1 pseudogene is annotated in these 581 nt (G+C 36.8%); it reads left to right on the forward strand.

The window, feature by feature from the left end:
• Window positions 1–581, forward strand: a pseudogene (locus tag CAMP18498_RS07920) (flagellin hook IN motif-containing protein); the annotation flags it as partial.

Genomic DNA, 581 nt, shown 5'->3' on the forward strand with positions numbered 1-581 from the left:
AAAATGGAGCTTTGATTTCAGCTATTAACTCAGTAAAAGATACCACAGGTGTGGAAGCTTCAAGAGATGCCAATGGTAGATTAGTGCTTAACTCAAGAGATGGTAGAGGTATAGAAATCACTGGTAATATGGGACCTGGAGCAGGTATTTTAAAAGATGATTATACTAACTATGGTCGTTTATCATTAGTAAAAAATGATGGTAAAGATATCTTAATATCAGGAAGTGGATTAAGCTTTATAGGTATGGGAGCAAGTGATATGATTTCTCAAGCTTCTGTATCATTAAGAGAATCAAAAGGTAATAGATCCACATGCCGATGCTATGGGCTTTAATGCTTATAAGGGCGGCGGAAAAATGGTAGTGACTAATGCTAATATTGCTTCTTTTATGGAGCAAAATGGTATGAGTGATGGTTCAGGTTTTTCTATAGGTAGTGGCAAAGAAATGTCTCAAATCTACAATAGTGGAAACTTAGCTTTTGTAACAGCATTTTCAGCTGCTTTTGGTTTTAGTGCAATAAGTGATGGTTCAAGCCAGTTTGCTGCATTTGCTGCTACAGCTACAGCTGGACAAATAGC

The organism is Campylobacter sp. W0066.2 (assembly GCF_024723515.1).
GTDB lineage: Bacteria > Campylobacterota > Campylobacteria > Campylobacterales > Campylobacteraceae > Campylobacter_D.